Annotated in this window: 20 protein-coding genes; 9 read left to right on the top strand and 11 right to left on the bottom strand. The window is 47.0% G+C overall.

Annotated elements, in window-relative coordinates; all coding sequences use genetic code 11:
• The first annotated feature begins 28 nt into the window (after positions 1 to 28).
• A complete protein-coding gene (locus ACO0KZ_RS17070; protein WP_422997411.1) occupies positions 29 to 820 on the top strand; it encodes a helix-turn-helix domain-containing protein in 792 nt (263 codons plus the stop codon).
• Here the strand turns inward: ACO0KZ_RS17070 and ACO0KZ_RS17065 are convergent.
• On the bottom strand, positions 793 to 3,000 hold the full coding sequence (locus ACO0KZ_RS17065) for a patatin-like phospholipase family protein (RefSeq protein WP_422997409.1): 2,208 nt from the start codon (positions 2,998 to 3,000) through the stop codon (positions 793 to 795). The two genes, ACO0KZ_RS17070 and ACO0KZ_RS17065, sit on opposite strands and share 28 nt — an antisense overlap.
• A gap of 119 nt (positions 3,001 to 3,119) precedes the next feature.
• Complete coding sequence (gene hutC / locus ACO0KZ_RS17060) at positions 3,120 to 3,830, bottom strand: histidine utilization repressor (RefSeq protein WP_422997407.1); 711 nt, start codon at positions 3,828 to 3,830, stop codon at positions 3,120 to 3,122.
• A 199-nt stretch (positions 3,831 to 4,029) separates the two neighbouring features.
• Here hutC and hutU point away from each other — a divergent pair, with 199 nt between their 5' ends.
• The 6 genes from hutU to ACO0KZ_RS17030 all read left to right on the top strand — a co-directional run bounded on the left by hutU (position 4,030) and on the right by ACO0KZ_RS17030 (position 11,669).
• Entirely contained in the window at positions 4,030 to 5,727 is a 1,698-nt protein-coding gene (gene hutU, locus ACO0KZ_RS17055) for a urocanate hydratase (protein ID WP_422997405.1), read from the top strand.
• A gap of 167 nt (positions 5,728 to 5,894) precedes the next feature.
• Positions 5,895 to 7,436: a histidine ammonia-lyase gene (gene hutH / locus ACO0KZ_RS17050; RefSeq protein ID WP_422997403.1), complete on the top strand. Its 1,542-nt coding sequence runs from the start codon at positions 5,895 to 5,897 to the stop codon at positions 7,434 to 7,436.
• A gap of 127 nt (positions 7,437 to 7,563) precedes the next feature.
• Positions 7,564 to 8,196, top strand: coding sequence for a HutD family protein (locus tag ACO0KZ_RS17045; RefSeq protein WP_422997401.1), 633 nt, complete (start codon positions 7,564 to 7,566; stop codon positions 8,194 to 8,196).
• Positions 8,183 to 9,409 (top strand): imidazolonepropionase, encoded by a 1,227-nt coding sequence (hutI, locus tag ACO0KZ_RS17040; protein WP_422997399.1) that lies wholly within the window; start codon positions 8,183 to 8,185, stop codon positions 9,407 to 9,409. The genes ACO0KZ_RS17045 and hutI overlap by 14 nt, the downstream gene beginning before the upstream one ends.
• Before the next feature lie 214 nt (positions 9,410 to 9,623).
• Positions 9,624 to 10,016: a response regulator gene (locus ACO0KZ_RS17035; protein WP_422997397.1), complete on the top strand. Its 393-nt coding sequence runs from the start codon at positions 9,624 to 9,626 to the stop codon at positions 10,014 to 10,016.
• Positions 10,017 to 11,669 (top strand): diguanylate cyclase, encoded by a 1,653-nt coding sequence (locus ACO0KZ_RS17030; protein ID WP_422997395.1) that lies wholly within the window; start codon positions 10,017 to 10,019, stop codon positions 11,667 to 11,669. It begins immediately after the preceding gene.
• A 153-nt stretch (positions 11,670 to 11,822) separates the two neighbouring features.
• Here the strand turns inward: ACO0KZ_RS17030 and parC are convergent, their stop codons facing one another.
• The 4 genes from parC to ACO0KZ_RS17010 form a co-directional block, all read right to left on the bottom strand.
• A complete protein-coding gene (parC, locus tag ACO0KZ_RS17025; RefSeq protein WP_422997393.1) occupies positions 11,823 to 14,150 on the bottom strand; it encodes a DNA topoisomerase IV subunit A in 2,328 nt (775 codons plus the stop codon).
• A gap of 171 nt (positions 14,151 to 14,321) precedes the next feature.
• The gene (locus ACO0KZ_RS17020; RefSeq protein WP_422997391.1) at positions 14,322 to 16,313 is read right to left on the bottom strand and encodes a DNA topoisomerase IV subunit B; all 1,992 of its coding nucleotides are present in this window, start codon (positions 16,311 to 16,313) and stop codon (positions 14,322 to 14,324) included.
• A 320-nt stretch (positions 16,314 to 16,633) separates the two neighbouring features.
• Positions 16,634 to 17,803 carry a vWA domain-containing protein gene (locus ACO0KZ_RS17015; protein WP_422997389.1) on the bottom strand — a complete coding sequence of 390 codons (1,170 nt, stop codon included), beginning with the start codon at positions 17,801 to 17,803 and terminating at the stop codon, positions 16,634 to 16,636.
• Between the two features lie 12 nt (positions 17,804 to 17,815).
• Positions 17,816 to 18,421, bottom strand: a complete 606-nt coding sequence (locus ACO0KZ_RS17010) for a GNAT family N-acetyltransferase (protein WP_422997387.1) — start codon at positions 18,419 to 18,421, stop codon at positions 17,816 to 17,818.
• A gap of 275 nt (positions 18,422 to 18,696) precedes the next feature.
• On the opposite strand from ACO0KZ_RS17010, the gene rpsT reads away from it, so the two are divergent.
• Complete coding sequence (gene rpsT, locus ACO0KZ_RS17005; protein WP_186890178.1) at positions 18,697 to 18,960, top strand: 30S ribosomal protein S20; 264 nt, start codon at positions 18,697 to 18,699, stop codon at positions 18,958 to 18,960.
• A gap of 161 nt (positions 18,961 to 19,121) precedes the next feature.
• On the opposite strand, the gene ACO0KZ_RS17000 is transcribed toward rpsT, so the two are convergent.
• The gene (locus ACO0KZ_RS17000) at positions 19,122 to 19,607 is read right to left on the bottom strand and encodes a DUF192 domain-containing protein (RefSeq protein WP_422997385.1); all 486 of its coding nucleotides are present in this window, start codon (positions 19,605 to 19,607) and stop codon (positions 19,122 to 19,124) included.
• An 82-nt stretch (positions 19,608 to 19,689) separates the two neighbouring features.
• Complete coding sequence (locus tag ACO0KZ_RS16995) at positions 19,690 to 20,235, bottom strand: pseudouridine synthase (RefSeq protein WP_422997383.1); 546 nt, start codon at positions 20,233 to 20,235, stop codon at positions 19,690 to 19,692.
• A 266-nt stretch (positions 20,236 to 20,501) separates the two neighbouring features.
• On the opposite strand from ACO0KZ_RS16995, the gene icd reads away from it, so the two are divergent.
• Entirely contained in the window at positions 20,502 to 21,755 is a 1,254-nt protein-coding gene (icd, locus tag ACO0KZ_RS16990; RefSeq protein WP_186924168.1) for an NADP-dependent isocitrate dehydrogenase, read from the top strand.
• 327 nt (positions 21,756 to 22,082) lie between these two features.
• On the opposite strand, the gene arsA is transcribed toward icd, so the two are convergent.
• The 3 genes from arsA to ACO0KZ_RS16975 all read right to left on the bottom strand — a co-directional run bounded on the left by arsA (position 22,083) and on the right by ACO0KZ_RS16975 (position 24,851).
• Complete coding sequence (gene arsA, locus ACO0KZ_RS16985; protein ID WP_422997380.1) at positions 22,083 to 23,846, bottom strand: arsenical pump-driving ATPase; 1,764 nt, start codon at positions 23,844 to 23,846, stop codon at positions 22,083 to 22,085.
• A gap of 52 nt (positions 23,847 to 23,898) precedes the next feature.
• Complete coding sequence (gene arsD / locus ACO0KZ_RS16980) at positions 23,899 to 24,267, bottom strand: arsenite efflux transporter metallochaperone ArsD (RefSeq protein ID WP_422997378.1); 369 nt, start codon at positions 24,265 to 24,267, stop codon at positions 23,899 to 23,901.
• 104 nt (positions 24,268 to 24,371) lie between these two features.
• Positions 24,372 to 24,851, bottom strand: a complete 480-nt coding sequence (locus ACO0KZ_RS16975) for an arsenate reductase ArsC (protein WP_422997376.1) — start codon at positions 24,849 to 24,851, stop codon at positions 24,372 to 24,374.
• Positions 24,852 to 24,871: the final 20 nt, after the last annotated feature.

Below are 24,871 nucleotides of genomic sequence, written 5' to 3'. Positions count from 1 at the left end.
TGATTTTCAAGATTGAATGAGGTTACAGATGAGTTCTCCAGAATTATTGCTTGACGTCTTAAGGACTGAATTGCGTCGTGTCGGAATGACGTATAAACAGTTAGCGCAATTAATCGATATGAGCGAGTCGAGCATAAAGCGTATGTTCGGGCAAAAGGATATGACCTTGTCGCGCATGGCGCAAATCTGTAAGGTCGCGCATATATCTTTAGAAGATGTGTTACGTCAAGCGGCTGATGTGACGCCGAAAGCCGATAGCTTAACTTTGGCGCAAGAGCGTGCTTTGATGGACAATCCCAAGTTGCTTCTGGTAGCGATCTCCTGTTTGGGACATTGGACTTTTGAGCAAATTATCGAGACCTATACTTTGACAGAGGCGGAATGCATTTTGTGCATGATAGAACTTGATAAGCATGCGTTGATAGAATTAAAGCCCATGAATCGCTATCGACTGCGTGTTTCTGCCGCCTTCAGTTGGCGCGCAGATGGACCAATTCAAGCTTTCTTTAAAGAAGTCGTCGTGTCTGATTACTTTAATGGGCGCTTTGATGGCTCGGGAGAGACTTTGATGTGTGTTCCAGCTCGTTTATCGCAAAATAGCGCAAGAGAAATTCAGCAAAAAATTCAGCAATTAGCTGCCGAAATTGCGCGGCTACAGCATGAAGACCGGCGCCTACCTGCCGAAGACAGGGATGGTTTTACCTTGATGCTGGGCTTCCGGTCTTGGGAATTTTCTGCCTTCACCGCACTACGGCGCCCGACCACTATGGCGAGCACCAAGAGTAGGGTGGTTCACCAGATCGGGCCTAAGAATAAATAGAAAGTAGAGCCGGTATTTTGGGTTGCACCTGCACCAAAATACAGCGGGCCAAAGCGAGTGTCAAAGGCGACAAAGGCGCTGCCACTACGTTTAATTTTACTGAATTTAACAGCTTCACCTTCACCAAAACCACCACCTATTTCTGCTGAGAATCCCAAACGCACAGCACCCCCTAAAGCCGCGGGCATACTTCCGATACGATGCGCCATCACGACGCGTCCAAGGGCGACGGTTTTGCTGGATAAGGAATCTGCTGGCGTGCCGGAAAGGCGAAGAAAACCGCCTAGCGAAAGTGGTGCGAAATCGCCTTGTGAACGTGCCCATTCTCCATACACATGACCCGCCCAGTCGCCTCGTTTGAATGCATGCATACCGATAATTGACGAGTTAAGAGTTGCCTTGCGACTATTGTCTTGCGCTAGCGCCCGCTCCCAATTCATCGTTAAAAAGTTACCCCGTGTTGGATAGGCTAGTGAATCTAAGGTATCAACTCTGAATTGCAAGAATTCGGTAGATTGAAAAACGCGTAAATCTGGGCCGATTTCTTCTGGCAATATTTTTTTAACTTCTGCGCGCTCACGGCGGAATCCTAATTGGATATCACCCCAATTTCCAATTTGTCTACCAATCGGAAATACTAAGCCGGTGCCTTTGTATCCGTAACGTGCGAGCTTTCGCCCCTCCCAGAATACATCGGAAGATACAGAGCTACTCTGAATTGATGGAGCGATAAACCATTCATTTCCAACCTCTAGGGGTTGGTAAAACTGTGCTCCAAAAATCCTGTCTGAACCGATTTTTCCAATCAGACGTATTTCCCCTCCCCAGTTATTGAGTGAGGACGCAACGTGCATAGCACCCAGTGAAAACTTGTGTGTATCTTTAAAGTCGCTCGACAATTCTAAGCCTACACGTAAACGATTTTTCCCCCACGATGCCTCATGGGCTTTAATGATCACATCGCGTTCATCTAGTCGATCGTCCATTTCGACTTCGACATGGTCAAGATCGCCACGACCGTATAATTTCCCGGTGACTTGTAAGATTTTTTCTTCACTAGTGACTTCATTAATTTTGAGGCCAGATTGTTTCAGTAAAATATCTGGATTGATGTTTTGTGTGCCTTGAATCTCTATACTGGCGATTCGCAGGCTGGTATCTGGCGCTCGACTCTCAGCTATCCGCAAACTTTCATAGCGTTGATATTCTTCTGGTGTGGCACTCAAGTATTGCAATTTGCTTTCCATTTGGCGTGTCGCAATGTCACCTGCCAACATGGCATTATGATGCTCATCGAAATCGAGAAAGTTAATACCGTTTAAATTTGGTGCAATCAAAATATCTTTCGGGCGCAACTCTTTCAATGAACGCTGTACATTTTGTTCTGTCAAAATTTGTAGCATTTGTTGAGCGACGCTGATAGCGCTGCCCAGTTCTTTTTCTGTTGCAAGTGGTGTACCGACGTTCACCGCAATCACGATATCGGCGCCCATTTTTTTCGCCATATCAATCGGCAAATTTCTTACTAAGCCACCGTCCACGACCAAGCGCTTATTGATATGGACTGGGGCGAACATTCCAGGAACCGCTAATGACGCGCGCAAGGTGATGAACAGTGGCGTGTCGGTGAGTTCTACCATGTCACCGGTGACTAAATCGGATGCTACAGAACGGAACGGTATGGGCAAATGATTGATGTGTTCGCTTTTCATGCCGTTCGGTAATAAGCGTGTCAAAGCTTGTTCCAAAGCTGAGTTACCAGCGGCTGAGGGCGGCAGGGTGATCCCTGATTTCGTTACGGCGAACTCAATGCGCGAAGGCAAGGCGACGTCTTCCTCGCGTCGTCTGAAATCGAGCGCATCGCGCGCAGGGCGATCGGCGAGTACATTTTCCCATGAGGTATTACGAACGATCTCTTCAATTTCTTCTACGGAACGACCTGCTGCATAGGCGCCGCCAATTACTGCACCCATACTGGTGCCGACCACAAAGTCCACAGGTATACGTAACTCTTTTAGAACTCGCAGTACGCCAACGTGGGCAAAACCACGTGCACCGCCACCGGACAACACCAAGGCAACTTTTGGTCTTTCTTTAATTGCGGGGACATTTTCTTCTAACTTATGCTCTTGTGCCTGCGCTGAATGAAACGCCGCACAGCTTATGCATAAAAGAGCCATTGTCGACACTTTTTTCAGATACTGATGAAATAACATGCTTACCTGTTCACGGAAAAAATGTAGTGAGAGTTTCGCTTGCTGGACTTAGCGATTATATTTTAAAAACACTCAATAAGAATCTAAAAACTGCCGGTGAATTGATAGCGATTACCCGGATGCCACATAGTAACGATGGTCGCAATTTGGTTCTGGGATCGGGTTTTTCTATGCAAGACTAAGCAGCTTTCTTTGTTTGATATCTGTAACATATCAGCGATGGATTTTGGGGGGATCACGGCTTCTATGCTGTAGTCCACGCCTTGTAAAGGAGCCACTGCCATTAAATATTCATTCGGTGTCTTAATGGAAAAGTCTTGTGCCAAATAGTCCTGTGCCAGAACCGAATTAACCCAGCGATCTTCTACTTGTATTGCGATACCATTTTCGAAATGTACGATCACAGAATGAAACAAAGGATGCCCTGGTTTGACTTGGAATTGCTGTGCTAGTAGTTCGCTTGCATCGACTTCAATTAACTCATGAAGTTCACTGTGATGGGTGTGGCTGCGTGAGCGGATTTCGTCCGCGATGCTCTTAATTGCAACTAAGGTCGCTTGATATTTTTGCTGTGCAACGTAGGTGCCAGAGCCTTGTATCCGATTTAAAATTTGTTCACTGGTTAACTCTCTTACCGCACGATTGACGGTCATTCGCGACACGCTGAATTGTTGCGCTAGTGCCGATTCGGAGGGAATTGCATCACCTTCCTTCCAGGTGCCAGCCTGAATCTCCTTGAGTAAGTAGTCCTTAATCGTTTGAAAAACAGGTGTAGCGGGGGATGGTGTTGTCATGTTGAAGGCAGACATGGGAGATAGATTTTATTGAGGAAATACAAATTTTTTATATTTTCTCACAGATTCAAAAAAAGTCGCTTGCAAAAGTTGTATATACAACTTAAACTGGGCAATACGTTACGCTTTTTGTCTTCATTAATCAATGCTAAGGTTGGGTTGGTGTGTTGAAGAATTCTTAAATTTGACTCTTTGGGAGATGACTATGAATAATGATCCACGCTGGGATGCAAGTCGTGAAATTCGCGCACCACGCGGTGCTGAAAAGGTTTGTAAAACCTGGGTAGCTGAAGCGGCTTATCGCATGATTCAAAATAATCTGGACAAAGAAGTCGCCGAAAATCCTAAGCATTTAGTTGTGTATGGCGGCATCGGTCGTGCCGCACGTAACTGGGAATGCTATGACCAGATTTTAGCCAGCCTAAGAGACTTGGGTGAGGATGAAACTTTGCTGATTCAATCAGGTAAACCAGTCGGTATTTTCAAAACCACCGAAGATTCCCCGCGCGTGTTGATTGCCAATTCCAATTTGGTCCCAAAGTGGGCGAATTGGGAGCATTTCAATGAACTCGACCGCAAAGGCTTGTTTATGTACGGCCAAATGACTGCGGGTAGCTGGATTTATATTGGCACCCAAGGCATCGTCCAAGGCACCTATGAAACTTTTGCTGAAGCTGGTCGTCAGCATTTCGGTGGTGATTGGGGCGGTCGTTGGATCTTGACAGCTGGCTTAGGCGGTATGGGCGGTGCACAGCCTTTGGCCGCCAGTTTTGCTGGTGCGGTGTCACTGAATATTGAATGCCAGCAATCGAGCATAGATTTCCGCTTGCGTACTCGTTACGTCGATAAACAAGCGAAAGACATCGACGATGCCATAGAACTGATTAAATTTCACACCGCACGCAAAGACGCCATTTCGATTGCTTTGCTCGGTAACGCCGCAGAGATTTTGCCAGAGTTGGTCAAACGTGCGAAAGCGGGTGGTATCAAACCTGATTTGGTCACGGATCAAACTTCCGCGCATGATTTGATTAACGGCTACCTGCCTATTGGTTGGACCGTTGAACAATGGAAGGCAGCGCAGCCCGATGTGAGCCAACACGCGAAGTTATCTGCCGACGCAGCGCAAGCTTGTGCGGTACATGTGCAGGCGATGTTGGATTTCCATGCGATGGGAATTCCTACCGTGGATTATGGTAATAATATTCGTCAGGTTGCCTTCGATACCGGCGTTAAAAATGCTTTCGACTTCCCTGGCTTTGTTCCCGCGTATATCCGCCCGTTGTTTTGTGACGGTAAAGGCCCATTCCGTTGGGTGGCATTGTCTGGTGATCCTGAAGATATTCGTAAGACCGATGCTAAGATTAAAGAATTATTCCCGGAGAATAAAGGCGTGCATAAATGGCTGGATATGGCGGGTGAACGGATTGCCTTCCAAGGCTTGCCAGCACGTATTTGCTGGTTAGGTTTGGGAGAGCGTCATATTGCAGGCTTGGCGTTTAATGAGATGGTGAAAAACGGTGAATTGAAAGCACCTATTGTGATTGGTCGTGACCATCTCGATACTGGTTCAGTCTCTAGCCCAAATCGCGAAACTGAAAGTATGAAAGACGGTACTGATGCGGTATCTGATTGGCCTTTGTTGAATGCTCTGTTGAACACCGCAGGTGGTGCAAGTTGGGTCTCCTTGCATCATGGCGGTGGCGTAGGGATGGGGTACTCACAGCATTCAGGCATGGTGATTGTGGCTGATGGCACTGACGCAGCAGCAAAACGTTTGGCACGTGTATTAGTTAACGATTGCGGCTCGGGCGTGATGCGTCATGCGGATGCAGGATACGATCAAGCCGTGGCATGCGCTAAGCGTAATGGCTTGCAATTGCCGATGATTAAATAAATTTTTTGAGTTGACTAGTTAAAACCCCTCAACGCCGAGACGCGGAGACGCAGAGGAGCGCAGAGAAAAGCGTGTGTATTTTTGCTTCTGCTTTTCCTCTCTTTTCGAATTTCTCTGCGACTCTGCGCCTCGGCGTTGAGGGGCTTTAAAAAAATAGAGGATTAGATATGAGCACAACTTTCACCATACAACCAGGTCAATTTAAACTCGCTGACTTACGCACTATATGGCAAAAACCTTTCAAGCTGGCGTTAGCGGAATCTGCCTACGCAGCCATCAACGAATCTTCTGCAACGATTGACCGTATCGTCGCAAAAGGTGATGCGGCTTACGGGATTAATACCGGTTTTGGCAAACTCGCGAAAACCCGTATTCCAGATGAAGACTTGGAATTGCTGCAAAAAAACCTGATTCTGTCACACTCAGTCGGTTCGGGTGAATTGATCGCTGATGAAGTCGTGCGCCTGATTATAGCGATGAAAATTGCGAGCTTGGCGCGTGGTTATTCTGGTATTCGCGCTTCCGTGATTGATACCATGATAGCGGCTTACAATGCGGGCATCATGCCGGCGATTCCTGTTAAAGGTTCAGTTGGTGCTTCCGGCGATTTGGCGCCTTTGTCACACATGACTTTAGCGATCATGGGCGAAGGTCAGGTACGTGTTGATGGTCAAATGGTCGATGCTAAAGCAGCGTTAGCTAAAGCTGGTATCACACCAGTCGTATTAGCAGCGAAAGAAGGTCTGGCACTGATCAACGGTACGCAAGTGTCAACGGCATTGGCATTGAACGGCTTATTCTTGGCCGAGCGTTTATTAGAAGCGGCGACCATCACGGGTGCTTTGTCAGTTGATGCGGCAAAAGGCAGCGATGCGCCATTTGATCCACGTATTCATGCAGTGCGTGGCCAGCCAGGTCAAATCGCGACGGCTAATATTTATCGCAACTTGTTGAATGGCAGTGAAATTCGTCAATCCCATTTGGTCAACGATGAACGTGTACAAGATCCTTATTGCTTGCGTTGTCAGCCACAGGTAATGGGTGCCTGCTTGGATATCATTAATAATGCCGCGCGTACTTTGCTGACAGAGGCGAATGCGGTAACAGATAACCCATTGGTGTTTGTTGATACGAATGAAGTGATTTCTGGCGGCAATTTCCACGCTGAACCGGTGGCTTTTGCGGCCGATACTTTGGCTTTGGCGATTGCCGAAATTGGCTCTATTTCAGAACGTCGTATTGCCTTGTTGATCGATGCGTCTATCTCCGGATTACCACCATTCTTGGTGCCATCATCTGGTTTGAATTCTGGCTTTATGATTGCGCACGTCACCGCCGCAGCTTTAGCATCTGAGAATAAATCCCACGCGCATCCAGCTAGCGTTGATACGATTCCAACTTCTGCCAATCAAGAAGATCACGTCAGTATGGCAACATTTGCTGGACGTCGATTGCATGAGATGGCACACAATACCGCTACGATCGTAGGTATAGAATTGTTGGCAGCAGCGCAAGGTGTGGATTTCCATCAGCCGTTGAAGACTTCGGATAGATTGACGACGGTGCATCAGTTATTACGTTCTAAAGTGGCGTTCTACGACAAGGATCGTTTCTTTGCACCTGACATTGAAGCGGCGAAATCTTTAGTGGTTGAAGGCGCTTTGAGTGCACAATGTGCGGATCTATATTCGCATTTGTATTTGGCTTAAGTTGTAGTGTCGTTTGCCGCAGAGGCACAGAGTACGCAGCGTCATTCGAAAAAACTCTGTCTGCTCTGCGCCTCCACGGCGTGCTCTTGAATTTGGTTTTGAGCTTAATTTTTTTGAGAATATAGCCATGCGTAAATGGACCGCAAAAGATTACCGAACTATGCCGTGGAAAAACGGTGGCGGCAGTACTACCGAATTGGCGATCTTTCCCGAAGGTGCGGGAATTGATCACTTTGTCTGGCGTCTGAGTACGGCGACTGTCGAACAGGATGGTTCGTTCTCGCATTTTGCTCAAATTGATCGTAGTTTGGCAATTTTGATTGGTGCAGGTTTGGTATTGAAAACTGATACTGGTACTGCTGTAGAAAAAATGATCAGCTTGACGCAAGAAAGTCTGCCACATCGTTTCTCTGGGGAAGATAATATTTTCGCTGAACTAATAGATGGCAAAGTCGTTGATCTGAATTTGATGACACGGCGCGATGTGTGCCAGCATTACATGCTACGCCTGAGCGCTGGTGAGCATATGATCAATGCGGAAGATGCACAACAAATTTTGCTTTTCTGCGAAAAAGGCCGTGCGCAATTGATCAAACAGACGCAATTAGAAGCGGGTGATCTGGTTTTGTTGGAAGAAGAACATGAAGCCGCTGGTATCCGCTGTCATATCGACGCGGAGGAGGGAAGTCTCTTGTATTTGATGCGAATTAGTTTTTTGAACCATCATGAACGGAAGGGAGGCATGCATGGCCTCGACTAATTGGGATAGTCTTTGGCTCAACGTCCATCTCGCCACAATGGCTTCTGATAATGATTACGGCATGGTTCAAAATGCTGCGATTGCTGTCAAAGATGGCAGAATTACGTGGTTAGGTGCAGCTAAAGACTTACCAAGTGACTATGCAGCGCAAATTACGCACGATGGACAAGGATGTTGGTTGACACCAGGTTTGATTGATTGCCATACGCACATGGTGTATGCAGGCAATCGCAGTAATGAATTTGAGGCACGATTAAATGGCGTCGCTTATGAAGAAATTGCACGTCAGGGCGGTGGCATTGTGTCGACTGTCAAAGCCACACGTGCCGCCAGCGAGCAAGAATTAATGCGTGAAAGTTTGCCACGTGTACACAGTAGCTTGCGCGAAGGTGTGACGACACTAGAGATCAAATCTGGTTATGGACTCGATACCGCAACAGAAGCAAAAATTTTGCGTGTCGCACGGCAAATTCAGCGAGATTTACCCGTCAGAATCACCACGACATTCTTAGGGGCGCATGCTTTGCCACCTGAGTTCGCTGGTCGTGCCGATGACTACATAGATGAAGTTTGCGAGCGCATGTTACCTGCGATTGTGGCTGAAGGCTTAGCTGATGCTGTCGATGTATTTTGCGAGAAGATAGGGTTTACCCCAGCACAAACTGAGCGTGTGTTTCAAGCCGCACAACGGCATGGCTTGCCAGTCAAATTGCATGCAGAACAGTTATCGGACCAGGGGGGGGCGGCGCTGACCGCTAAATATCTAGGTCTATCCGCTGACCACTTGGAATACCTGAGCGACGAAGGCATCGCGGCGATGAAAGAATATGGTACGGTTGCTGTCTTATTGCCTGGGGCATTTTACTTTCTACGTGAAACCAAGTATCCGCCTTTAGCCGCTTTGCGTGCTGCAGGTGTCTCTATCGCTTTGGCAACCGATTGCAATCCAGGTACCTCACCTATGACATCGCCATTGCTCATTATGAACATGGGGTGTACCTTGTTTCGGATGACACCATTAGAGGCACTGCAAGGGGTGACCATTCATGCAGCAAAAGCCTTGGGCTTGCAACAGAAAATTGGAAGTTTAATGGTCGGTAAGCAAGCAGACTTTGCGCTTTGGAAAATTGAACGTCCCGCTGACCTCGCTTATATGATAGGCGTGAATTCATGTGCCAGTAGTGTGTTTAGTGGTATGGTAAGGAAGTTCTAGAGTTGGTGTATTCCGAACTAGGATTGAATAGGAGTTTTTGTAATAAAATGTTTCTTGTTGGGAAATATCGACGACTTGGTGAATTTACTTTGACAACATTCTGGCTAGAGATATTATGCTAGAGCGAGGTTAAATAATAAACGTAGCTGTTATTACGCTCATCTTTCCGTGAATTTCGCCTATTAATTTGTCTATGTAACCTGAGGATTCTTTTATGTCAGAGAAAAAATTAGTCAACATTCTGTATGTAGAAGACGATCTTGATATTCAAGCCGTTGCGCAAATTGCCTTGGAAGTAGTGGGTGGCTTCTCATTAAGAACGTGTAGTTCGGGCAGTGAGGCGATTGCTGCGATAGAGCAGGGTTACACACCTGATTTATTGCTGCTTGATGTCATGATGCCAAATATGGATGGCCCAACAACTTTAACTGAGTTGCGAAAATTAGATTTAACTATGCACACACCCGTTGTTTTTATGACGGCGAAAGTACAATCTAGTGAGCAAGATTATTACTTTACGCTCGGTGCTACAGGTGTGATTGCAAAGCCTTTTGATCCTATGACGCTTTCTGGCCAGGTTCAGGCACTTTGGGACAAGGTGAATTAATTGACAAACAGGGATGATGAACTGAATGAGGCTATTCGTGCCTTAGGGCAATTGTTCCTCGCTAAATTACCAGCCAAACTTTCAGAAATCGAGTCCGCTACGCAGCGCTTTCAAAACGCACCGGATGATCGCGAGAATTTTGCGCTATTGCATCGCTCTTTGCATACCATGGCAGGATCTGCCGGTACTTTTGGGTTCCCAGAAATGGGAGCGCAAGCGCGTACTCTAGAAATGCAACTGAAGGCCTATGTCTCCGGTGAAGTGTGGAACGAAGACACCGTTAAAGCATTTTGCCAACAGGTAACTGACTATCTCAACTTTGCTGAAAGTCAAATGAGTGCAGCAAGCTCTGCAGTAAAGCTTGATTCCATCGTTTTGAATGAGCCAGTTGAGAGCAAAGAGAAAAAATTAATTTATTTAGTCAATTCGTCCGGCGAAGTCAGCGATGAAATTGTTCAGCAGTTAGAGCAATTTACTTTTCTTGTCCAGCATATAGAGCACCTGCAAGATTTAGAGCCTGCCTTGCAAACTCAGATTCCCAATGTGTTGATTATTGATACCGATTTCGATTCAGTTTATCTGGCCGGTAGCAATGAAGTGCAACGCTTATCAGAGGCTGGTTTTGCTTTACCACCTACTATTTTCATTTCTGATACGAACAGTTTCGCTAGTCGCCTGCATGCGGTGCGAGCTGGTGGCCAAGCCTTTCTCCTTAAACCAGTAGATTTCTTGGTGTTGACGGAGCGTATAGAAGAGATACTAGCTCGTGATTATCCGCGTTTATACCGGGTAATGATTATTGATGATGATGTCGAGTTGGCACAGTATTACAGTGAGATTTTGAAGGGTGTTGGTATGCTCACTGAGGTTTTGAATGATCCAGAACTTGTATTGGAGCAGATGGCAAGTTTTCGGCCGGAGCTCATCTTGATGGACGTTTATATGCCTAATTGTGATGGCGTCGAGCTATCTAAGGTGATACGGCAAGATCCTTCTTACCTCGATATCCCGATTATTTTTTTATCGAGCGAGAATGACCTGAGAAAACAAATTGCCGCAGTTAAAGTCGGTGCAGACGATTTTTTGAGCAAACCAATTTCACCTGAATTACTTATTTCTTCATTGTCTTCGCGGGCTGATCGTTATCGCGCCTTACGTTCTCTGGTCATGCGTGATGGTTTGACGGGGCTCTATAATCATACCGCTATCAAAGAAGATCTGATCGCGAAGGTGTCGAGTGCCACTCGTGATGTGACCAGCGTTTCAGTAGCAATGCTGGATTTGGATGATTTTAAGAAGGTCAACGACACTTATGGACACCAGATTGGGGATCAAGTATTGCGCACCTTGTCTCATCTGTTGCGTCAACGTTTACGTAAAAGCGACGTGGTCGGACGTTATGGTGGGGAAGAGTTCGTTGTGATTTTTCCCAATACGACTGCGGATATAGCTAGACAGGTTTTAGAGAAAATTCGTGTTGCTTTCAATAAAATTATGCATGTGTCCGGGCAGGGAGAGTTCTCGGTAGGATTTTCGGCTGGTGTTGCTGATTCAAGACAAACCATGAATCCAGACGATTTATTGTTGATCGCTGACGCCGCATTATATCGCGCTAAGCATAGTGGCAAAAATCAAGTCCTGGAGGGTAATTAAGGATTCACTTTTGTGAGTTAAATTTGCTTAGCTCAACTCAATTCTTCAAAGACTTAGTACCGTATCGAAAAAAGAAAATGCCAGTGCAGATTAATCTGTACTGGCATTTTCTTTCGTTACTTTTCTATGCACTAGGCTTGTTAACTAGGGAATTCAATTCTTTGTCAAATGTGTCGCTTTAATTTTAGACTCTAAAGCTTTGCCTTTACGTGCGCGTTTACCGATATGAATGGCGAGTCCACTAGCACTCAGGCTAACTTCTTGTGGTTTGGCAGCGCGACCTATACCACTGACTTTGACACCTTTTTGACTGATCGCCGTAGCGGCTATCAGTTTTTCTTTAGGCTCCAATTCTATCAATATCACTCCGCGACCACCGCTAGATAATTGCTTGATTTCAGTCAAGCCAAATACCAGTAAGCGGCCTTTCTCAGATAGGCAGGCAATCGCACTAGCATCGTCGGTGACTGCGGTTGGTGCTAATGGTTCATCGCCATCTTCTAGCGTCATAAAGGCTTTACCCGCTTTCATACGACCAACCATATCGCCGAGTTTTGCGGTGAACCCGTAACCTGCCGTGGACGCTAATAAGAGTGAAGTGTCGGCTTTGCCGGCGAAATAATGCAAGATGCGTGAACCACTCGCTAAGTCGATTAAAGTAGTGACAGGTACGCCGTCACCACGTGCACCTGGCAAGGCGGAAACTGGCACGGAATACACACGTCCGTTTGAGCCAAATACCAATAGTTGATCCACGGTACGGCATTCGAACGTTCCATACAAACTGTCACCTGCTTTGAACGTGAATTGGGCAGGATCGTGTTCATGTCCAGTCCGAGCGCGTACCCAGCCTTTTTCAGAAATGACGACAGTAACTGGCTCGTCGATAACTTTCTGTTCGATAGAAGCGCGTTGTGCTTCTTCGATGACGGTGCGGCGCGCATCACCAAATTGTTTTGCATCGGCTTCGATTTCTTTGATGATGCATTTCTTCATTGCTGAAGGATCATCTAAAAGGTTTTGCAAGCTGGTTTTTTCGTTACGTAACTCTGCCAATTCTTGCTGAATCTTGATGGCTTCCAAGCGTGCCAATTGGCGCAAGCGGATCTCCAAAATATCTTCGGCTTGACGATCGGATAAGCGGAAAGCCTCCATCAAAGCGGGCTTAGGCTCATCTGATTCGCGAATGATCTTGATGACCTTGTCGATATTCAACAGTACCGCTTCACGGCCTTCTAAAATGTGAATGCGGTCATTCACTTTCTTCAGCTTGAATTGGGTGCGACGCGTTACAGTCTCAAAGCGGAAAGTGATCCATTCCGTCAAAATATCGGAAAGAGGTTTTTGACGTGGACGGCCATCGCCGCCTATCATCACCAGATTCAGTGAAGCCGAAGTTTCAAGTGAAGTATGCGCTAACAACATTTGCATGAATTCAGCTTGATCTTGGTTTTTTGATTTTGGTTCTAAGACCAAGCGCACGGCGGCATCTTTGCCGGACTCATCGCGCACAGCATCGAGTACTGACAGCATGACTTGCTTTAAGCTGACTTGTTCTGGCGACAGAGATTTCTTGCCCATTTTAATTTTGGGGTTGGTAATCTCTTCGATTTCCTCCAGCACTTTTTGTGAGGAGGTGCCCGGTGGCAGTTCGGTAATCACCGCCTGCCATTGACCGCGTGCTAGTTCTTCAATCTTCCAACGTGCGCGCACTTTCAGACTGCCACGACCACTGGCGTAAATATCGCTGATCGCTGCTGCTGGCGTAATAATCTGCCCACCGCCCGGGAAGTCCGGGCCAGGGATGAACTCCATTAACTCGGCATGCGTGGTTTTAGGATTGCGAATCAAAGCGACCGCCGCCTTCGCCACTTCGGTCAAATTGTGAGAAGGAATTTCAGTTGCCATACCGACCGCAATACCGGATGCACCATTCAATAGAACGAAGGGCAAACGTCCTGGTAATAAAGTCGGCTCTTCATAGGAGCCATCGTAGTTAGGCTGAAAATCGACCGTGCCAAGTTCTATTTCATCAAGCAATAATTTGGAAATAGGTGTCAAACGTGCTTCGGTATATCGCATCGCCGCCGCACCATCGCCATCACGTGAACCGAAGTTACCTTGTCCATCAATTAGTGGGTAGCGCAAGGAGAAATCCTGCGCCATACGTACCATCGCGTCGTACACAGATTGATCACCATGGGGATGTAGCTTACCGAGGACATCACCAACGACAGTCGCAGACTTACGCGGCTTGGCGGTTGAGTTCAAACCTAATTCGTTCATCGAATACAGAATTCGCCGCTGTACGGGTTTTTGTCCATCGCTGACATCGGGCAGTGCGCGACCTTTGACTACAGAAATCGCGTAATCAAGATAAGCGCGCTCAGCGAAAGTCGCCAACGTCAAGGTCTCGCTATCACCACCATTGCCACCATTATTGTTTGGGGCTTCATCAAATAAATTTGCTTGTTCGCTCATAATCTTTGTTTGTATTTTTTGTGACTCTTAAATCCGCTCAACATAATCGTGTAGGGGGCTCAGAAATTCGATTCCGCGGATGCAGTACAAGGCGCAAACCAAAGCAATACGTCGGTATTGCGAGGATTTGCAACGCCGTAATGCGCCGCGCAATCGGATTTATGTGCCTCTCTAGATGTCGGCCTCTACTTCATTGCCATGTTCTTCCAACCACGCTTTACGCGCAGACGCTTCGCCTTTACCCATCAGCATATTGAAACGACCTTCGGAAAATTCTTGATCAAATTCACCGAGTGACACTGGTAGTAAGCGTCGCGTATCAGGGTTCATGGTGGTCTCCCATAGCTGGTTGGCATTCATCTCGCCCAAACCTTTGAAGCGGGAAATCGCCCAAGCACCATCTTTCACACCGTCTTTGCGCAATTTATCTTCTATTGCTGTTAATTCACCTTGATCGAGTGCGTAGATTTTTTGTGCTGGCTTTTTACCACGCGCTGGTGCATCGACTCGAAACAGTGGCGGGCGGGCAATACAGATATGGCCGCGTGCAATCAATTGTGGAAAGTGTTTGAAAAACAGCGTCAGCAACAAAACTTGAATATGGGAGCCATCGACGTCCGCATCAGAAAGAATACAGATTTTGCCGTAGCGCAGATTGGTTAAATCGATCGTGTCATTGACACTATGCGGATCAACACCAATGGCAACGGCGATATCGTGAATTTCATTGTTCGCGAACAGGCGATCACGCTCAGATTCCCAAGAATTCAAGACTTTACCGCGTAGTGGCAGAATCGCTTGAAACTCTTTGTCACGTCCCATTTTTGCGGAGCCGCCTGCGGAGTCACCTTCGACTAAGAATAATTCGTTACGCGTGATGTCGTTCGATTCGCAATCGGTTAATTTTCCAGGCAAAACCGCGACACCAGAGGATTTTTTCTTCTCGACTTTTTGCAGAGAACGCAAACGCGATTGCGCTTGTTTAATCACCAGTTCGGCGAGTTTTTTTCCAAGTTCCACATGCGAATTTAGCCAAAGTTCTAAAGGCGGTTTGGAGAAACTCGAAACTAAACGTACTGCATCGCGTGAATTTAAACGTTCCTTAATTTGGCCCTGAAATTGTGGGTCTAGCACTTTGGCAGACAGCACGAAAGAGGCACGGGCGAATACGTCTTCCGGTAAAAGTTTTACCCCTTTGGGCAACAAAGAATGCATTTCAGCGAAGCTTTTTACGGCGCCGAATAGACCTTCGCGCAAACCGGATTCGTGCGTCCCACCAGCTGGAGTCGGAATCAAATTCACGTACGATTCGCGCACGACGCCACCATCCTCGGTCCATGCTACGACCCAAGATGCGCCTTCGCCTTCGGCAAAACCATCTGCATCAGCATTGGCAAATTGTTCACCTTCAAACATTGGAATAACCAAGTCGCCATGTGAGGCTTGCGTTAAAGCTTCAGTCAAGTAACCACGCAAGCCTTGATCGTATTGCCAAGTCTGACTTTCGCCAGTTTTTGCATTGGTGAACGTGACTTTTACGCCGGGCAGCAAAACCGCTTTGGAGCGCAGCAATCGCTGCATTTCTGGGATTGAGATATTTGGTGAATCGAAATATTTTCCATCGGGCCAGACCGAAACGCGGGTCCCATTTTTTTTGTCACCACGACCTAGAGGCTGAGTGCTCAATGGTTCGATGACATCGCCATTGGCAAATACGAGATTATGTAACCCACCTTCACGCCAGACGGTAATCTCTAGACGTTTGGACAAGGCATTGGTGACGGATACACCAACTCCGTGCAAGCCACCAGAAAAGGCGTAAGCGCCGCCTGAACCTTTGTCGAATTTGCCGCCAGCATGCAGGCGAGTGAATACGATTTCTACCGTAGGCACGCCTTCTTCTGGATGCAAACCGACAGGAATGCCGCGACCATCATCTTCAACGCTGATACTGCCATCGGCATTCAACGTGACTTGGATATTTTTACAGTGACCACCCAAGGCTTCATCCGAGGCATTGTCGATGACTTCTTGAATAATATGCAGAGGGTTTTCGGTGCGGGTGTACATCCCTGGTCTTTGTTTGACCGGTTCCAGTCCTTTCAGAACGCGGATGGATGATTCGCTGTAGTCGGATGGGGTTGTGGTTTTTTTAGTTGCCATGCGATGAAATGGGTGAAAAATTAATTTATTGATTTGTTTATTTGCTGTCGCCAGAGTTTGGACGATGCGCTTCTTTTTTTATCCTACACGGAAAATTAAGGATTTGACGAATTATTGTAATTCGAAATACTGGTTTTATGTACAGTTAATTTGATTCTGTGTGACGCGAAGGTAAAAAAAGTTCAGCATAAATGTTCTTTGCGTAGGTGGGTGCTGAAAAAAGCGATGCCCAACATTGACCGATAACTGCACTCGTCTAATTTGGATCTAGATTGCGCCAGCAGCAAAAATAATCCAAATTAACAAAAAAACTTTCTTATCTACTTACTCAATAGGCGCATTCCCTGTTCCAGCCCAGATAAGGTAATCGGAAACATACGATTGCTTAGTAACTTGCGCATGATATCGATCGATTGTCGATATTGCCAAATGCCTTCAGGTTCTGGATTGAGCCACAAATATTTGGGGAAGTGCGCAGTAAAACGTTGTATCCAGGTTGCGCCAGCTTCTTCATTGTTGTATTCGACAGAGCCACCGGGTTGGAGGATCTCATACGGACTCATCGTAGCGTCGCCGACAAAAATTAACTTGGTATCGGGTGTGAATTTGCGTAGTACGTCCCAAGTTGGGAATTTTTCTGAATGACGCCGGTGATTATTTTTCCATAGATAGTCGTAGACGCAATTGTGGAAGTAATAGAACTCCATATTCTTGAATTCGGTTTTCGCTGCAGAAAACAACTCCTCAATCTGCGCGATGTGATCATCCATGGTGCCGCCGACATCGAACAGCATCAATACCTTGATATTGTTTTTGCGTTCGGGCTGCATTTTGATATCGAGGTAGCCCGCATTGTTCGCGGTGGCTTTGATCGTCGCATCGAGCGCTAATTCCTCTTCTGCTCCTTGCCGCGCAAACCGACGCAGGCGGCGCAGAGCAACTTTGATATTGCGCGTGCCGAGCTCACGTTCGGTGTCGTAGTCTTTAAACGCACGTGCTTCCCAGACTTTGACCGCTGAACGACGTTCGCTTTTGCCGCCGATGCGTATCCCTTCGGGATTATCGCCACCATTGCCGAAAGGCGAAGTGCCGCCGGTCCCGATCCAACGATTGCCGCCTTCGTGCCGCTCTTTTTGTTCTTCGAGTAATTGTTTGAGTCTGTCCATCAGCTTGTCGTAGCCAAATTTTTCCAATGCTGCCCGTTGTTCATCCGTCAGTTCACGCCCTAAGCGTTTCTTGAGCCAATCGAGCGGAATGTCAGGATGCTTCTCAAAAATCGTATTGATTCCTTTGAAATACAGACCGAAAGCGCGGTCAAACTTGTCGTAATTCGCTTCATCCTTCACCAAGATAGTGCGCGACAGAAAATAGAATTCGTCGACCGACGTGCCGACTACGCCTTGTTGCATGGCTTCTAGCAAAGTCAAAAATTCTTTAATCGACACCGGAAGTTTGGCATCTTTGAGTGTGAAGAAAAAGTCGATTAACACGATGTGATTCTCTTAAGTTGAAGTTGCTGTAGATGGGCGTTTGAACTTGAATGCCAGGTTCGCTTTGACGCCTGCCCATTCATGCTTAAGTATGCTGTAAACCACGGTGTCGCGCACCCGACCGTCTGGCAAAATCATATGACTTCGCAGTACGCCATCGCGTTTGGCGCCCAGTCGTTCTATGGCTTTCTGCGAGCGTTGATTAAACCAGTCTGTGCGAAATTCCACTGCATTGCACTCGAGTACTTCGAAGGCATGTGTTAACAATAAAAGTTTGCATTCTGTGTTGATGGCGCTACGTTGATATGATTGTGCGTACCATGTGTATCCAATTTCCAAGCGTTTGTTAGCACTGTCAATATTGCAGTAGCGTGTCGCACCGATCACTTTGTTTTGAACCTGATCAAATACTGTGAAAGGAAGGGCTAGGCCCTTTTCGTGTTGCTCGGTAGCGACCTTGAACCAAGTCATCAAGTTTTCTGGTGAAGGTACTGAAGTGAAGAATAGTTCCCACAGTCTTCCATCGCTAGCAGCGGCTTGCAAGTCGTTCAAGTGATCTTGCGAGAGCGGAGTAAGTCTGGCGTGCTGACCAGTAAGTGTGATGCTAGCTATGGACATGATGCCTCTCATTGTAAGCTTGGACGCGTTAGGTTTAAGTACTTATTGTAATGCTTCAGAGAGGGTGGTTTGCTGGTAGTACGCCTCGGTTTATTGTCTATTTTGCAGTGCTGTGTGACTTGCTAGCAATAAAAGCGAGAAGCGGCTTGCGCATGGTTTTAAAACCAGTTATACTGCGAAGCTGTACAGAATTTTGCGGCGCGGCCATGTGAGTAACTTTGCAAAAAGTAAGTTCGCATTTTGAAGCTGCCCACCCACTACGTTTAGGAAATCTCATGGCAAATACCGCACAAGCACGCAAACGTGCTCGTCAAGCAGTTAAACAAAATGCACACAACTCTAGTCAGCGTTCGACTTTGCGTACAGCGATCAAAGCTGTTCGTAAGGCAATCGAAGCTGGTGACAAAGCTGCTGCTGCAGTGATCTTTCAGAACTCTGTTTCTACGATCGATCGTATTGCTGACAAAAAAATCATTCACAAAAACAAAGCAGCTCGCCACAAGAGCCGTTTAGCTTCTGCATTGAAAGCATTGGCTTAATTGTTTTTGCCTTGTGCTGACATCGTTAGCGCAATTGTAGTAAATAAGCTGTCTACTTTGTAGTCAGACTACGACATAAAAACCGCAATTTTTATTGCGGTTTTTGTCTTTTTTGCAGCATTAGATTCTGTATGAGACGGCACGATTGCAGCGGTGGTTTTTTATTGTTGGTTATCTTTTAATGGTAATCCTTCCACTTGCTGTCCGGCCTTGATCTGACGTTGGCTATACCAGCCTGCATTCATTTCCAAAGCATATCGTGCTTTGTTCTTCGCACAAGTGGTTTGTTCACTATTTGCTTGCATTTCTTCAATATTGATAATCTTGCCTTGTTCATCGATAAAGGCAATCGATAGCGGTATTAAGGTATTTTTCATCCACATGCAGTAGTGATCCGCCTGGGAGAACTGAAACATCATGCCTTGGTTTTCAGCAAGTGATTCGCGAAACATCAAGCCTCGCTGACGTTCTTCTGCAGTGCGTGCCAATTCTGCATCTAATTTGTGTATGCCAAACTGGAATTGCTGGCGCTTTAAGGTGGATTCTGCTGCTGACACCGTCATGGTTTCAGCTTTAGTTGTCGCGGCATGGGTGCATAGGATTGAGCAAATCAATACAAGCAAATTTTTGTGAGTAGTTTTCAGCATGGATAATTTTGATATATGGCAAAAATAGCTTGTAGTCTGACTATCCTCATAAAAAATCGTTCAATTTAATTGTGATCAGGTTCTAAGCAACGATTTCCATTGCTTCGCCCGGCAATAATGGATGGCTGGCAAGACTATATTCGCCGATGCCGCTACGAATCAAACGCAAGGTTGGTAGGCCGACCGCGGCTGTCATGCGTCTGACTTGACGATTTTTCCCCTCTGACAAAATGATGCAAAGCCAGCTAGTTGGAATGTTTGTTCGCTCACGGATCGGTGGATTGCGCGGCCAGATCCATTCTGGTTCGGCGATTCGTACAGCCTTACAGGGTAGTGTTGTGAAATCACCCAAATCAAGCGGCTGAGCTAAGCGAACAAGTTGTCCGGGCGTCGCATCACCTTCCACTTGCACTAGATAGGTTTTAGCTTCTTTCCAATCGGGGTGACTGATCTTATGCTGTAATTTTCCGTCATCCGTCAGTAATACCAAACCTTCGCTGTCTGCATCAAGTCGACCCGCTGGATAAACATTCGGCGTTTTGATGTAATTTGCTAATGTGTCGCGAGTCGGATGTGATGAAAATTGACACATCACGTCGAAGGGCTTGTTAAATAAGATAAGTTTCATTGATCTAATCGGTAATTCGGTAAAAATGCGCGCTAAAAGCGCTTGAAAAGTGGAATCGCGAGTGTCGCAAAATTATGGCATCAAGTAAAATAGTAGTGCATAATACGAAATGGTGGTCTTCTGTCTTATATAAGAGTTTGCGTGATGGATGTTGTTATGGCGCGAATTCTATATCTGACATCGAGACATGTTAACAGTAAAGCGCGATTCTATAATTTACAGAATGCTAGTGTAGCGCTTGATCGCACGTATCCACGGAGAAAACGATGTATCAACATATTAAAGTGCCTGCAGAAGGTCAAAAAATTACCGTCAATGCAGACTTCTCATTGAATGTTCCTGAAAATCCAATTATCCCTTACATCGAGGGTGACGGTACTGGTGTTGATATCAGCCCGGTCATGATCAAGGTTGTTGATGCGGCGGTAGCAAAAGCGTACGGCGGCAAGCGCAAGATCAGTTGGATGGAAATCTACGCGGGTGAAAAATCCACGAAAGTATATGGCCCAGACGTCTGGTTGCCAGAAGAGACTTTAGGCGCGTTGAAAGATTACGTCGTTTCTATCAAAGGTCCTTTGACAACGCCAGTTGGTGGCGGCATCCGTTCTTTGAACGTGGCTTTGCGTCAAGAGTTGGATTTGTACGTTTGCTTGCGTCCAGTGCGTTATTTCAAAGGCGTGCCTTCACCAGTGCGTGAGCCAGAAAAAACCGACATGGTCATCTTCCGTGAAAACTCCGAAGATATCTATGCCGGTATCGAATTCGCACAAGGCTCTGATCAAGTCAAAAAACTGATCAAGTTCTTGCAAGACGAAATGGGCGTGAAAAAAATCCGTTTCCCAGAAACTTCTGGCATCGGCGTAAAACCAGTATCTATCGAAGGTACAGAGCGTTTGGTACGCAAGGCAATCCAATACGCAATCGACAATGACAAGCCATCTGTGACTATCGTTCACAAAGGTAATATCATGAAGTACACCGAAGGTGGCTTCCGTGATTGGGCATACGCATTGGCACAAAAAGAATTCGGCGCAGAATTGATCGACGGCGGCCCATGGTGCAAATTCAAGAATCCAAAAACTGGTAAAGACATCATTGTTAAAGATTCCATCGCTGATGCGTTCTTGCAGCAAATCTTGTTGCGTCCAGCAGAGTACAGTGTTATCGCGACATTGAACTTGAATGGCGATTACATCTCTGATGCATTGGCTGCGCAAGTTGGTGGTATCGGTATCGCTCCAGGTGCGAACTTGTCTAACTCTATCGCCATGTTTGAAGCGACTCACGGTACAGCGCCAAAATATGCTGGTAAAGATTATGTGAACCCAGGTTCTTTGATCTTGTCCGCAGAAATGATGTTGCGTCACATGGGTTGGTTGGAAGCGGCGGATCTGTTGATCTCTGCGACAGAACGTGCGATCACTGCCAAGAAAGTCACTTATGACTTCGCCCGCTTGATGGAAGGCGCTACACAAGTGTCTTGCTCTGGTTTTGGTGATGTAATGATCGAGAACATGTAAGGAAATCCAATTCTGGGGCGCATATCTTCGTTGCAAATGCTCGCAATACTTCAGTATTGCTGCGCTTTGCGCCTCGATTTGCATCCCCATAATTGAATTTCGCCAAGCTTGAAACGGCTTGGTGTTTTACAAAAAAGCCGACTTCGTGTCGGCTTTTTTTTCGTTCAAAATTGGTGGGTTATTACTTATCGCTCGATTAGATGCCACTAATGGAATTTGCCGGGAGAACGATTCTTATCAGTGGCGCGTATCGGTAAAAAATACTTTCTCTTGCATGTTCGATCGGGCAGTAACCGCACTTACCCGAAAGCGAAAAATTGGCTATTACTAGGCCGTTACAGTGTTTTTTAATAAGGCCTGCAAACGCACAACTCCGACCGGCTCTTGCTCTTGTATAGCAATCACGGCCCAGCGTGATGCATACTGTTCTGACACCGCCTGAATTTGTGCCAATTCGTTGTGCGCACGTTGTTGCAATAGTGGCGAACTTGGATGCGCTAAGGCTAAACTATTATTGATGACCCAAGCCCATGGCTCGATTCCTGCTCGACGCAAATCATTTTGTAAACCAGCAGCTTCAAGTACTGGCGTGGTTTCAGCCAGCGTGACGATGAGTATCTTGGTCTGTTTAGGATCTTGTAGTTGCATCATGGGCGTATTAAAACGCATCCCCGTGCTTTCCATCTGACGGGCGATTTCTCTGTGGTACGCACCCGTCGCATCTAGCAAAAGCAGCGTATGTCCGGTCGGTGCGGTATCCATCACGACAAATTTTTTGCCTGCCTCACGGATCACACGCGAGAATGCCTGAAACACGGCAATCTCTTCGGTGCAAGGAGAGCGCAAATCTTCTTCCAATAAAGCACGACCCGCATCATCCAAATGTTTGCCCTTGTTTGCCATTACTTGCGCTCGATAGGCTTCAGTCGCAGCTTGCGGATCGATACGACTGACGCTCAACTGCTCCACTTCGCCACCCAGCGCAGCTAAGACGTGTGCTGCTGGATCGGAGGTCGTTAAATGTACCGCATGACCTCGGCGTGCCAACTCGACTGCGAGTGCTGCTGCCACCGTGGTTTTGCCTACACCACCTTTGCCCATGGTCATAATCAAGCCATGCCCATCGGCAGCCAGGTCGTCGATTAGAGTCGATAAATCGGGGAGATCTGGGGTGGTAGTGATCTCGTTCGTCGGTATAACAGCTGGTAATTTGCTCAGCAGAGCACGCAGGGCGGGCAAACCGACTAAGTTAAAGCCTAGCAAGGGAATGTGGTCAGTTGGCGCATCCACCAACACCGCCGGCATCGCGCTTAAGCTTGTTTTCTCACGCTGCATAATAGCTGCGGCTAATTTGTCGTGCACCGCTTCCACTTCAGGCATGACGCCATTGATGACTAAGTACTGATGTTGAAAACCGATTGCCGCCAATTCTTCATGGGTGCGTGCTGCTTCGCGCAGAGCGGCTGTTTGTGCACGCGCGACCAAAACCATGCGGGTACGTTTTGGGTCAGCTAAGGCGTCGACCGCAGCATGATATTGCTCGCGTTGTTTTTCTAATCCAGCCAAAGGACCCAAGCACGAGGCATCGCCTTTGCCTTCTTCTAAAAAGTCGGACCAAGCACCGGGTAATTGCAACATGCGTATGGTGTGACCGGTCGGTGCCGTATCAAAAATGATGTGATCAAATTGGCTGATTAAGCTTTGATTCGTGAGCAGGCCCGTGAATTCGTCAAAGGCAGCTATCTCAGCCGTACAAGCGCCAGACAACTGTTCTTCTATGCTATTGACCACCGCATCCGGCAAGACCCCACGTACTGGGCCGACGATTTTGTCGCGGTAAATTTGTGCCGCTGCTTGTGGATCAATTTCTAAGGCAGAGAGATTCGCCACCGCACTGACCGGCGTGATGTGATTGCCTATCGTGATGCCAAATACTTGCCCAACATTTGACGCTGGATCGGTGCTGACCAAAAGCACACGCTTGCCAAGATCGGCGAGATAGATCGCTGTTGCACATGCGAGCGAAGTTTTACCGACGCCACCTTTACCTGTGAAAAATAGAAACGCAGGGGTTTGTTCAAGAAATTTCACAAGGTGCTCCAGTAGCAAAAGATGCATCAGGTCGGTAGGTCAAGAATCACAATCAGCAGCTCTGACCTTCACCACAACAAGGCGTAGAATTTGGCGCGCTCGCAGCAACTGGCAAAATGCTTAGGCCAAACCAGCGTGCTAACTCAGCACGGCGCGGATAGCGACTCGTGAGTGCGATTTCACCATCGAGCAGAATCAAAGGCAAACCTTCCGGACCTGAACGTTCTAAAAAAATTTTGACCACGGCGTTTTCAACAAAAGCCATAGGCTGCTGCGCCAGATTGTATCGTTCGATCTCGGCACCTTGCTTTTTCGCCCAATCGACATCGACCGCAAAACTGACCAACTGTTGATCCGCTTCGACACCACACACACCCGTATTGCAACACATGGCGGGGTCAAAAATTTGTAGGGTTTTCATATCGTACTTCCAATTTCTATCAATTGCTGCCGTCTGAACTGACATTACAACACATAAGGCGGGCAGCACTTTGCGCTAGCGCATAGCTGCTCAATTAAGTCGTGTTAAGCCATGATATTGGCGATCTTATCCATCTCTGCTTTCAAGGAAGTTTTATCCTCTTGCAAGGTTTCGAGTGGCAATGCAAAAAAGGCTTCGATCCGAGCGCGCAAAATGCGATAGGCCTGCATAAAACTCGCATCGATTTCGGCATCGGTACCCGTCGCATGCGCAGGATCTTCTACACCCCAATGTGTGCGTAACACAGGGCCTAAGTAAGCAGGACAAGTTTCTCCTGCCGCACTCGCACAAACGGTAATCACAATGTCGGGTGTCGCTGGCAAATTGTCCCAAGATTTGCTGAAATAGCCTTCAGTGTTGATGCCTTCGCGCGCCAATAGAGCCAGCGAACGTGGATGAACTTGTCCAGTTGGTTTGCTACCTGCGCTCATCGCGCGCCAACCCGCAGGTGCTAGATGATTGAATGTCGCTTCACCTAAAATTGAGCGGCAAGAATTGCCTGTGCAGAGAAATAAAACGTTCATGGTGAGTTAGTCTCGGTGAA

This window comes from Undibacterium sp. Di24W (genome assembly GCF_049340325.1).
GTDB lineage: Bacteria > Pseudomonadota > Gammaproteobacteria > Burkholderiales > Burkholderiaceae_D > Undibacterium.
This window is presented reverse-complemented; position numbering and strand designations above follow the sequence as displayed.

Excerpts from the sequence above, each read along its gene's own strand:
- rpsT (WP_186890178.1), top strand. The coding sequence starts at position 18,697 with ATGGCAAATACCGCACAAGCACGCAAACGTGCTCGTCAAGCAGTTAAA.
- hutI (WP_422997399.1), top strand. The coding sequence starts at position 8,183 with ATGGCCTCGACTAATTGGGATAGTCTTTGGCTCAACGTCCATCTCGCC.
- icd (WP_186924168.1), top strand. The coding sequence starts at position 20,502 with ATGTATCAACATATTAAAGTGCCTGCAGAAGGTCAAAAAATTACCGTC.
- hutU (WP_422997405.1), top strand. The coding sequence starts at position 4,030 with ATGACTATGAATAATGATCCACGCTGGGATGCAAGTCGTGAAATTCGC.
- hutC (WP_422997407.1), bottom strand. The coding sequence starts at position 3,830 with ATGACAACACCATCCCCCGCTACACCTGTTTTTCAAACGATTAAGGAC.
- ACO0KZ_RS16995 (WP_422997383.1), bottom strand. The coding sequence starts at position 20,235 with ATGAAACTTATCTTATTTAACAAGCCCTTCGACGTGATGTGTCAATTT.
- ACO0KZ_RS17010 (WP_422997387.1), bottom strand. The coding sequence starts at position 18,421 with ATGTCCATAGCTAGCATCACACTTACTGGTCAGCACGCCAGACTTACT.
- ACO0KZ_RS17070 (WP_422997411.1), top strand. The coding sequence starts at position 29 with ATGAGTTCTCCAGAATTATTGCTTGACGTCTTAAGGACTGAATTGCGT.
- ACO0KZ_RS17000 (WP_422997385.1), bottom strand. The coding sequence starts at position 19,607 with ATGCTGAAAACTACTCACAAAAATTTGCTTGTATTGATTTGCTCAATC.
- ACO0KZ_RS16975 (WP_422997376.1), bottom strand. The coding sequence starts at position 24,851 with ATGAACGTTTTATTTCTCTGCACAGGCAATTCTTGCCGCTCAATTTTA.
- parC (WP_422997393.1), bottom strand. The coding sequence starts at position 14,150 with ATGAGCGAACAAGCAAATTTATTTGATGAAGCCCCAAACAATAATGGT.
- ACO0KZ_RS17020 (WP_422997391.1), bottom strand. The coding sequence starts at position 16,313 with ATGGCAACTAAAAAAACCACAACCCCATCCGACTACAGCGAATCATCC.
- ACO0KZ_RS17045 (WP_422997401.1), top strand. The coding sequence starts at position 7,564 with ATGCGTAAATGGACCGCAAAAGATTACCGAACTATGCCGTGGAAAAAC.
- hutH (WP_422997403.1), top strand. The coding sequence starts at position 5,895 with ATGAGCACAACTTTCACCATACAACCAGGTCAATTTAAACTCGCTGAC.
- ACO0KZ_RS17035 (WP_422997397.1), top strand. The coding sequence starts at position 9,624 with ATGTCAGAGAAAAAATTAGTCAACATTCTGTATGTAGAAGACGATCTT.
- ACO0KZ_RS17065 (WP_422997409.1), bottom strand. The coding sequence starts at position 3,000 with ATGGCTCTTTTATGCATAAGCTGTGCGGCGTTTCATTCAGCGCAGGCA.
- arsD (WP_422997378.1), bottom strand. The coding sequence starts at position 24,267 with ATGAAAACCCTACAAATTTTTGACCCCGCCATGTGTTGCAATACGGGT.